This is a genomic window from Pseudomonas sp. GW822-FHT02E03, assembly GCF_058802325.1.
In genome coordinates this window covers 1-9,358 of record NZ_JBXAOA010000083.1, presented here as the reverse complement: position 1 = coordinate 9,358, position 9,358 = coordinate 1, and the positions used below count along the sequence as shown (strand labels likewise).

Below are 9,358 nucleotides of genomic sequence, written 5' to 3'. Positions count from 1 at the left end.
CGGTCATTTGATATCCATGCCGTCCTTTTATAGACCAGGATCGGGAGATGTGTAGATACCGATGCCGCGATGAGGCCGGAACAGTCCATGGAGATCCCTCTGGCGTCCCCGCCCGACAGCCTTATAATGCATGCCTTTGCGCAGATCAGCAGGCTGTCACCCCTTGGCAAATATAGATAATCCGGCCGCCGAAATGGCGGCCGACGGCTTTTTCCGGATCGCGTTGGGCGTTGAATACAAAGGTTCGCGCTATCGCGGCTGGCAGCGCCAGGCCTCCGGTGTGCTCACGGTGCAGGAAACCCTTGAAAAGGCCTTGTCCAAAGTCGCCGACTCGCCGGTGTCGCTGCTCTGCGCCGGGCGCACTGACGCCGGTGTGCATGCCTGCGGTCAGGTGGTGCATTTCGATACCCAGGTCGAGCGTTCGATGAAGGCCTGGGTGATGGGCGCCAATATCAACTTGCCCCACGACGTCAGCGTCAGTTGGGCGAAGGTCATGCCGGCGCATTTCCATGCGCGGTTCAAGGCGATCGCCAGGCGCTATCGCTACGTGATCTACAACGATCAGATCCGTCCGGCGCACCTGAATGATGAAATTACCTGGAACCACCGCCCGCTGGACGTCGAGCGCATGTCCGAAGCCGCTCAGTATCTGGTCGGTACCCACGACTTCAGTGCATTCCGCGCCGGTCAGTGTCAGGCCAAGTCGCCGATCAAGGAGCTGCATCATTTACGTGTGACGCGCCACGGCAAAATGATCGTGCTGGATATTCGCGCCAGTGCGTTCCTGCACCACATGGTGCGCAACATCGCCGGTGTGCTGATGACCATCGGTGCCGGCGAGCGTCCCGTGGAGTGGATGAAAGAAGTCCTGGAAAGTCGTATCCGTCGTTCCGGCGGGGTGACGGCCCATCCGTTTGGCCTGTACCTGGTACAGGTCGAGTACCGCGACGAGTTCGAACTGCCCGAGCGTTACATCGGCCCACACTTCCTCACCGGTTTCTCGGAACTTGACGGCTGACGCCCTCGAACGCTTTTGTTACCATCCGGGACTTTCCCGGATTTGTCCTGAGGTTCTATCGACATGTCAGCCGTTCGCAGCAAAATTTGTGGGATTACCCGCATAGAAGATGCGTTGGCGGCGGTCGAGGCCGGGGCCGATGCCATCGGTTTTGTGTTCTACGCCAAAAGCCCACGGGCCGTAACTGTCCAGCAGGCGAGGGCGATCATCAAGGCCTTGCCGCCGTTCGTGACCACCGTGGGCTTGTTCGTCAATGCCAGTCGCTGCGAGTTGGGGGAAATCCTCGATGCCGTACCGCTGGATCTGTTGCAGTTCCATGGCGACGAAACCGCGGCCGACTGCGAGGGCTGGCACCGGCCGTATATCAAGGCGTTGCGGGTCAAGGCCGGTGATGACATCGCAGCGGCTTGCGATGCCTATGCCAGTGCCAGCGGGATCCTGCTCGACACGTACGTCGAAGGCGTTCCCGGGGGAACCGGTGAAGCGTTCGACTGGTCACTGATACCGCAAGGCCTGAGCAAGCCGATCATCCTGGCGGGCGGCTTGACACCAGACAACGTCGCCGAGGCGATTGCCCGGGTTCGGCCATACGCGGTGGACGTCAGCGGTGGAGTAGAGGCGAGCAAGGGCATCAAGGATCACGCAAGGATTCAGGCATTCATCAAAGCGGTTGTTGGGGCTTGATGTGACGGCTGGCACACTGCCGCCGTCCACAGGCATGGCTGAGGATATTTGGGGTTGTACGCAGGTCGCATCTCGCTGACCCGGCACGCCATCGATCATCGCCACACATATGAATTTAGCTCAAGGGCATACGCGGGGCTGCGAACCAGAGCGTTCGAGCCGCCGGTACTGGAGAAAGAAAGCATGAGCAACTGGTTAGTAGACAAACTGATCCCTTCGATCATGCGTTCCGAGGTCAAGAAGAGCTCGGTGCCTGAAGGTCTGTGGCACAAATGCCCGTCTTGCGAGGCGGTGCTGTATCGTCCGGAGCTGGAAAAGACCCTGGATGTTTGCCCTAAGTGCAACCACCACATGCGTATCGGCGCTCGCGCGCGCATCGACATCTTCCTCGACGCTGAAGGCCGTGCCGAACTGGGCGCGGACCTGGAGCCGGTTGACCGTCTGAAATTCCGCGACGGCAAGAAGTACAAGGATCGCCTCACCGCTGCACAAAAGCAGACCGGCGAAAAAGACGCACTGATCTCCATGAGCGGCACCTTGCTGGGCATGCCGGTCGTGGTATCGGCCTTCGAATTCTCCTTCATGGGTGGCTCGATGGGCGCCATCGTCGGTGAGCGCTTCGTGCGCGCCGCCAACTACGCCCTGGAAAACCGTTGCCCGATGATCTGCTTCTCCGCTTCCGGCGGTGCGCGGATGCAGGAAGCGCTGATTTCCCTGATGCAAATGGCCAAGACCTCCGCGGTGCTGGCGCGTCTGCGTGAAGAAGGCATTCCGTTCATCTCGGTACTGACCGATCCGGTCTACGGCGGTGTTTCCGCCAGTCTGGCGATGCTCGGCGACGTAATTGTCGGTGAGCCGAAAGCCCTGATCGGTTTCGCCGGCCCGCGCGTTATCGAACAAACCGTTCGCGAAAAACTGCCGGAAGGCTTCCAGCGCAGTGAGTTCCTGCTGGAACACGGCGCGATCGACATGATCATTCACCGTCAGGAGCTGCGTCCGCGTCTGGGCAACCTGCTGGCACAAATGATGGGCCTGCCGACGCCAAAATTCGTCGCCGCGCCGATCGAGCCGATCGTGGTTCCGCCGGTGCCTGCCAACATATGACCCAACGCACCCTTGGCGAGTGGCTCGCCTACCTTGAACAGTTGCATCCTTCGGCCATCGACATGGGGCTGGAGCGTTCGCAGCAGGTAGCGTCCCGCATGGGACTGGGCAAGCCGGCGCCTCGGGTGATCACGGTTACTGGCACCAACGGCAAGGGTTCTACCTGCGCGTTCGTGGCTTCGTTGCTGCGGGCGCAGGGCCTGAACGTGGGTGTCTACAATTCTCCGCACCTGCTGCGTTACAACGAGCGGGTGCAGGTCAATGGCGTCGAAGCCACTGACGCCCAGCTGTGCGAAGCCTTCGCTGCGGTCGAGGCCGGTCGTGGCGACACTTCCCTGACGTACTTCGAGATGGGCACCCTGGCGGCGTTCTGGCTGTTTCAACAGGCAGGGCTTGATGCGGTGGTGCTGGAAGTCGGCCTGGGTGGTCGTCTGGATACGGTCAACGTGGTCGACGCGGACATGGCGCTGGTCACCAGCATCGGCGTCGATCACGCGGACTATCTGGGTGATACCCGTGAGTCCGTGGCTTACGAAAAAGCCGGCATTTTCCGCCAGGGCGCGCCTGCGCTCTGTGGCGATCTGAATCCCCCTCAGCCTCTGCTGGATAAAGCGCGCGAGCTCAATTGCCCGTTTTTCCTGCGTGGGCGCGATTTCGACCTGGGTTTCACCGATCACAACTGGCAATGGCGCGGCCTTGATGCTCAAGGGCGTGCAGTCGAGTTGCATGATCTGCCATTGCTGGATCTGCCGATGGAGAACGCCGCCCTGGCGTTGCAGGCTTACCTGCTGCTCGGTTTGCCTTGGGTGGATGCACAGATTATCGAAGCCCTGACAGCGACACGCGTGGTCGGTCGTCTCGATCGCCGTCAGTTCGACTGGCAGGGCAAGCGTCTTAATGTGTTGCTGGACGTGGGGCACAACCCCCATGCGGCAGAATACCTGGCCCGTCGTCTGGCCAGTCGACCACCGGCCGGCAAGCGTCTGGCGGTGTTCGGGTTGTTGGCGGACAAGGATCTGGATGGTGTTGTCGGTGAATTGAATGCTAGTGTCCAGCATTGGGCTGTCGCCCCGCTGGATTCGCCGCGGGCGCGACCCGTTGAGCAGTTGCACGCGGCGTTGCAGAACCTTGGCGCCTCGGTAACGTCTTATGACAGCGTGGCCGCAGCCCTGGAAGGGCAGTGCGCGCAGGCGACGAGCGACGACGAAATTCTGTTGTTCGGATCATTTTATTGTGTCGCCGAGGCCCTTGAATGGCTGGCCCGGCACTCCACGGAGGAAGCGGCAAATGGCTTTGCTGGATAAGGCGTACAAGCAGCGCATGGTCGGTGCCCTGGTGCTGGTGGCGCTGGCGGTGATTTTCCTGCCAATGCTGTTTTCCCGTCAGGATGAACAGCGCCAGGTGAGGGTTGACGCACCGTCTGCACCGCAAGCGCCGGCTGTGCCGCAAGTGCAGGTCGAACCGGTGGTGGTGCCTGAACCGCAGGCGTTGCCGCAGGAGCCTGTGCCAAGCGATGACGAAATTGCCGCGCAGCAAGCGCCCTCGACACCGATTGCGCCAAGTGCGCCAAGTGCTCCCGTGGCCCCGGCGCCACCGGCTGCCAAACCGGTCACGCCACCTCCGGCGCCAGTCGCCAAGCCTGTACCGGCACCTGCCCAGCCAATCGCTGCTGCACCGACCAAGCCGGCTACCACCCCAAGCCGCGTCGATGCCAATGGCCTGTCAGTCAGTTGGTCGGTTCAACTGGCCAGTCTATCGAGCCGCGAGAGCGCTGAAAGCCTGCAGAAAACCCTGCGCAGCCAAGGCTATAACGCCTATATCCGCTCCGCCGATGGCAAGAATCGGGTGTTCGTCGGGCCGCTGATCGAGCGCGCGGAAGCCGATCGTCTGCGTGACTTGTTGAGCCGCCAGCAGAACCTCAAGGGTTTTGTGGTGCGTTTTCAGCCTGAGCGCGGTTAAAACTATCGCCCTGATTTGAAAAGCACTGATAATCTCAGCTTACCGACAGCCATGGGCTCTGCTAAAATGCGCCGCCTTATCTGTCTGTAGGCTGCACTGTGCCATTTACCTGGGTTGACTGGGCGATCGTTGCAATCGTCGCCATCTCCGCTTTGATCAGTCTTAGCCGCGGCTTCGTCAAAGAAGCACTCTCGCTGCTGACCTGGATCATCGCAGGAGCCGTTGCCTGGATGTTCGGTGGTTCATTGTCCGAGTACCTCGGCGGATACATCGAAACGCCATCGGCTCGTGTGATCACGGGCTGTGCCATCATGTTTGTCGCCACTTTAATCGTAGGCGCAATGATCAATTATCTTATCGGCGAATTGGTTCGCGTCACCGGGCTATCCGGGACCGATCGATTCCTCGGCATGGCCTTCGGCGCCGCGCGTGGCGTGTTGCTGGTGGTCGTGGCGGTCGGGCTGTTGAGCCTGGGGCCGGTACAGCAGGACGGGTGGTGGCAACAATCACAGCTCGTGCCAAAATTTCTATTGGTCGCAGACTGGTCCAAAAACCTGATTCTTGGGTGGAGCAGTCAGTGGCTTGCCAGCGGAATCAGCGTACCCGCTGATATACCGTTCAAGGAGCACCTCTTGCCGACGGCCAAAACGCCTCAGTGAGTTGTGTTCAGTTCAGATCCATTAAGTAGGGGTTGCGTCGCATGTGTGGCATCGTCGGTATCGTCGGTAAGTCGAACGTCAATCAGGCGCTGTATGACGCGCTAACCGTCCTCCAGCACCGCGGCCAGGACGCTGCCGGTATCGTGACCAGCCATGATGGCCGGTTATTCCTGCGCAAGGACAATGGGCTGGTGCGTGACGTGTTCCATCAGCGTCACATGCAGCGCCTGGTCGGCCACATGGGCATTGGCCATGTGCGTTACCCGACCGCGGGTAGCTCGACTTCGGCCGAGGCCCAACCGTTTTACGTCAACTCGCCTTACGGCATTACCCTGGCGCATAACGGTAACCTGACCAACGTTGAGCAACTGGCCAAGGAGATTTACGAATCTGACCTGCGCCACGTCAACACCAATTCCGATTCGGAAGTGCTGCTCAACGTGTTCGCACACGAACTGGCCCAGCGCGGCAAGTTGCAGCCGACCGAAGAAGACGTGTTCGCTGCCGTCACCGACGTGCACAACCGTTGCGTCGGTGGTTACGCGGTCGTGGCGATGGTGACCGGTTACGGCATCGTCGGTTTCCGCGATCCACACGGCATCCGCCCGATCGTTTTCGGTCAGCGTCACACCGACGAAGGCGTCGAGTACATGATCGCCTCCGAAAGCGTTTCGCTGGACGTACTCGGTTTCACCCTGATTCGCGACCTGGCACCGGGCGAAGCGGTCTACATCACTGAAGACGGCAAGCTGCACACCCGTCAGTGCGCGACCAACCCGTCGCTGACTCCGTGCATTTTCGAGCACGTCTACTTGGCGCGTCCGGACTCGATCATCGACGGCGTCTCGGTCTACAAGGCCCGCCTGCGCATGGGCGAGAAGCTTGCCGAGAAGATCCTGCGCGAGCGTCCGGACCACGACATCGACGTGGTTATCCCGATTCCGGACACCAGCCGCACCGCGGCCCTGGAGCTGGCGAACCACTTGGGCGTCAAGTTCCGCGAAGGTTTCGTGAAGAACCGCTACATCGGCCGGACCTTCATCATGCCGGGTCAGGCTGCACGGAAAAAATCCGTACGCCAGAAGCTCAACGCCATCGAACTGGAGTTCCGCGGCAAGAACGTGATGCTGGTGGACGACTCCATCGTTCGCGGCACCACCTGCAAGCAGATCATCCAGATGGCTCGCGAAGCCGGCGCCAAAAACGTCTATTTCTGCTCCGCGGCACCGGCTGTGCGTTACCCGAACGTCTACGGCATCGACATGCCGAGCGCTCACGAGTTGATCGCGCACAACCGTTCGACCCAGGACGTGGCCGACCTGATCGGCGCTGACTGGTTGATCTATCAGGACCTGCCTGACTTGATCGAAGCGGTCGGTGGCGGCAAGATCAAGATCGAGAAGTTCGATTGCGCGGTGTTCGACGGCCAGTACGTCACCGGCGACGTCGACGAGGCTTACCTGAACAAGATCGAGCAGGCGCGCAACGATGCCTCCAAGGTCAAGACCCAGGCAGTCAGTGCGATCATCGATCTGTACAACAACTGAGTAACTACCGGCCCCTAGGGGCCGGTTTTGTATCTACTAAAGACTCTCTAAATCAAGAGCAGGGCAAGGAGTGACAGCATGAGTCAGGATTGGGATGCCGGTCGGCTGGACAGCGACCTCGAAGGCGTAGCGTTCGATACCCTGGCCGTACGCGCCGGTCAGCACCGCACGCCGGAAGGCGAACACGGTGATCCGATGTTCTTCACTTCCAGCTACGTATTCCGTACCGCCGCCGACGCGGCCGCGCGCTTTGCTGGCGAAGTGCCGGGTAACGTTTACTCGCGCTACACCAACCCGACCGTGCGCGCGTTCGAAGAGCGCATTGCCGCGCTGGAAAGCGCCGAGCAAGCCGTGGCTACTGCCACTGGCATGGCCGCGATCATGGCGGTGGTGATGAGCCTGTGCAGTGCCGGCGACCATGTTCTGGTCTCGCGCAGCGTGTTCGGCTCGACCATCAGCCTGTTCGAGAAGTACTTCAAGCGCTTCGGCATCGAAGTCGATTACGTGCCGTTGGCGGACTTGTCCGGCTGGAATGTGGCAATCAAGTCCAACACCAAATTGCTATTCGTCGAGTCGCCGTCCAATCCGTTGGCCGAACTGGTGGATATCAAGGCGCTGTCGGAAATTGCTCACGCCAAGGGCGCGATGCTGGTAGTCGACAACTGCTTCTGCACGCCTGCGTTGCAACAGCCGCTGAAGCTGGGTGCGGACATCGTTGTGCACTCGGCGACCAAGTTCATCGATGGCCAGGGCCGTTGCATGGGCGGCGTTGTAGCCGGTCGTAGCGAGCAGATGAAAGAAGTCGTCGGTTTCCTGCGTACTGCCGGGCCGACCCTGAGCCCGTTCAACGCCTGGATCTTCCTCAAGGGGCTGGAAACGCTGAGCCTGCGCATGAAGGCGCACTGCGCCAATGCCCAGCAACTGGCCGAATGGCTGGAGCAGCAGGACGGCATCGAAAAGGTCCATTACGCGGGCCTAAAGAGCCATCCGCAGCATGAGCTGGCCCAGCGTCAGCAGAAGGGTTTCGGTGCGGTCGTGAGTTTCGAGGTCAAGGGTGGCAAAGAGGGCGCCTGGCGCTTTATCGATGCGACGCGCCTGATCTCCATCACCGCCAACCTGGGCGACAGCAAAACCACTATCACTCACCCGAGCACCACCTCTCACGGCCGTCTCGCGCCGCAAGAGCGTGAAGCGGCGGGGATCCGTGACAGTCTGATCCGCATTGCGGTCGGTCTGGAAGACGTAGCAGACCTGCAGGCCGATCTGGCGCGCGGGTTGGCTGCCTTGTGATCGAGTTGTCGACGCCGGCCACGGGCACCCATGGCCGCGTCGCGCTGGTCACCGGTGCTGCGCGCGGCATCGGTCTGGGGATTGCGGCCTGGCTGATCAGCGAAGGCTGGCAGGTGGTGCTGACCGATCTGGATCGTGAGCGCGGTTCTAAAGTGGCGAAGGTGCTTGGCGAAAACGCTTGGTTCATCGCCATGGACGTCGCGAACGAAGCGCAGGTGGCTCTAGGCGTGGCCGAGGTGCTGGGACAGTTCGGGCGCCTGGATGCGCTGGTGTGCAATGCGGCGGTGGCCGACCCGCACAACATCACCCTGGAAAGCCTCGATCTGGCCTACTGGAACCGGGTGTTGGCGGTGAACCTCAGCGGGCCGATGCTGTTGGCCAAGCATTGTGCGCCGTACCTGCGTGCTCACAGCGGCGCGATCGTCAATCTGGCTTCGACCCGTGCCGGGCAGTCAGAACCTGACACAGAGGCTTATGCGGCGAGCAAGGGCGGCCTGTTGGCCCTGACTCACGCCTTGGCCATCAGCTTGGGGCCGGAGATTCGCGTCAATGCGGTCAGCCCAGGCTGGATCGACGCGCGAGACCCTGCGGCACGGCGTGCCGAACCGCTGACCGACGCCGATCATGCGCAGCATCCTGCGGGCAGGGTAGGGACGGTCGAGGACGTGGCGGCGATGGTGGCGTGGTTGCTGTCCAGGAACGCCGGGTTCGTCACGGGCCAGGAGTTCGTGGTCGATGGTGGCATGACCAAGAAGATGATTTACAGCGAGTAACACCGATAGATGTGGTCTGCATTGATGTTGAATGTGCCGTCGTCTTCGCGAGCAAGCCCGCTCCCACACTGAATTTATGTCGATCACAAACCTGTGGTCCACCGCAGATCCAGTGTGGGAGCGGGCTTGCTCGCGAAAGAGGTCTGACTGTCTAAGACACAATTTTGTCTTTTTCAGAAAAACTTCAAGCAGGGTATTGACTTAGCTTCGGTACCTGCGTAAATTTCGCGGCCTCGGAGATGCAAACGGGTGATTAGCTCAGCTGGGAGAGCGTCTGCCTTACAAGCAGAATGTCGGCGGTTCGATCCCGTCATCACCCACCAC

The 9,358-nt window shown here is 60.8% G+C and carries 9 protein-coding genes and 1 tRNA gene; all 10 read left to right on the top strand.

Annotated features, from left to right (window positions below):
• Nucleotides 1–193 precede the first annotated feature (193 nt).
• The 10 genes from truA (at nucleotide 194) to AC1RQB_RS27855 (ending at nucleotide 9,357) form a co-directional block, all read left to right on the top strand.
• Nucleotides 194–1,018, top strand: coding sequence for a tRNA pseudouridine(38-40) synthase TruA (gene truA, locus AC1RQB_RS27900; protein WP_032830732.1), 825 nt, complete (start codon nucleotides 194–196; stop codon nucleotides 1,016–1,018).
• Nucleotides 1,019–1,081: 63 nt separating this feature from the next.
• Nucleotides 1,082–1,702, top strand: coding sequence for a phosphoribosylanthranilate isomerase (locus AC1RQB_RS27895; protein ID WP_207267285.1), 621 nt, complete (start codon nucleotides 1,082–1,084; stop codon nucleotides 1,700–1,702).
• A gap of 183 nt (nucleotides 1,703–1,885) precedes the next feature.
• Nucleotides 1,886–2,806, top strand: a complete 921-nt coding sequence (gene accD / locus AC1RQB_RS27890) for an acetyl-CoA carboxylase, carboxyltransferase subunit beta (protein ID WP_063340916.1) — start codon at nucleotides 1,886–1,888, stop codon at nucleotides 2,804–2,806.
• A complete protein-coding gene (gene folC, locus AC1RQB_RS27885) occupies nucleotides 2,803–4,110 on the top strand; it encodes a bifunctional tetrahydrofolate synthase/dihydrofolate synthase (protein WP_063340915.1) in 1,308 nt (435 codons plus the stop codon). Before accD ends, folC begins: the two co-directional genes overlap by 4 nt.
• Entirely contained in the window at nucleotides 4,094–4,765 is a 672-nt protein-coding gene (locus AC1RQB_RS27880) for an SPOR domain-containing protein (protein ID WP_063340914.1), read from the top strand. The genes folC and AC1RQB_RS27880 overlap by 17 nt, the downstream gene beginning before the upstream one ends.
• A gap of 98 nt (nucleotides 4,766–4,863) precedes the next feature.
• Nucleotides 4,864–5,424, top strand: a complete 561-nt coding sequence (locus tag AC1RQB_RS27875) for a CvpA family protein (protein WP_008075903.1) — start codon at nucleotides 4,864–4,866, stop codon at nucleotides 5,422–5,424.
• 41 nt (nucleotides 5,425–5,465) lie between these two features.
• The gene (gene purF, locus AC1RQB_RS27870) at nucleotides 5,466–6,971 is read left to right on the top strand and encodes an amidophosphoribosyltransferase (protein WP_007905939.1); all 1,506 of its coding nucleotides are present in this window, start codon (nucleotides 5,466–5,468) and stop codon (nucleotides 6,969–6,971) included.
• A 78-nt stretch (nucleotides 6,972–7,049) separates the two neighbouring features.
• On the top strand, nucleotides 7,050–8,261 hold the full coding sequence (locus tag AC1RQB_RS27865) for an O-succinylhomoserine sulfhydrylase (RefSeq protein ID WP_207267283.1): 1,212 nt from the start codon (nucleotides 7,050–7,052) through the stop codon (nucleotides 8,259–8,261).
• Nucleotides 8,258–9,034 (top strand): SDR family oxidoreductase, encoded by a 777-nt coding sequence (locus AC1RQB_RS27860; protein WP_207267281.1) that lies wholly within the window; start codon nucleotides 8,258–8,260, stop codon nucleotides 9,032–9,034. Before AC1RQB_RS27865 ends, AC1RQB_RS27860 begins: the two co-directional genes overlap by 4 nt.
• Nucleotides 9,035–9,281: 247 nt before the next feature.
• A tRNA-Val gene (locus tag AC1RQB_RS27855) sits at nucleotides 9,282–9,357 on the top strand.
• The last annotated feature ends 1 nt before the right edge of the window (nucleotide 9,358 follow it).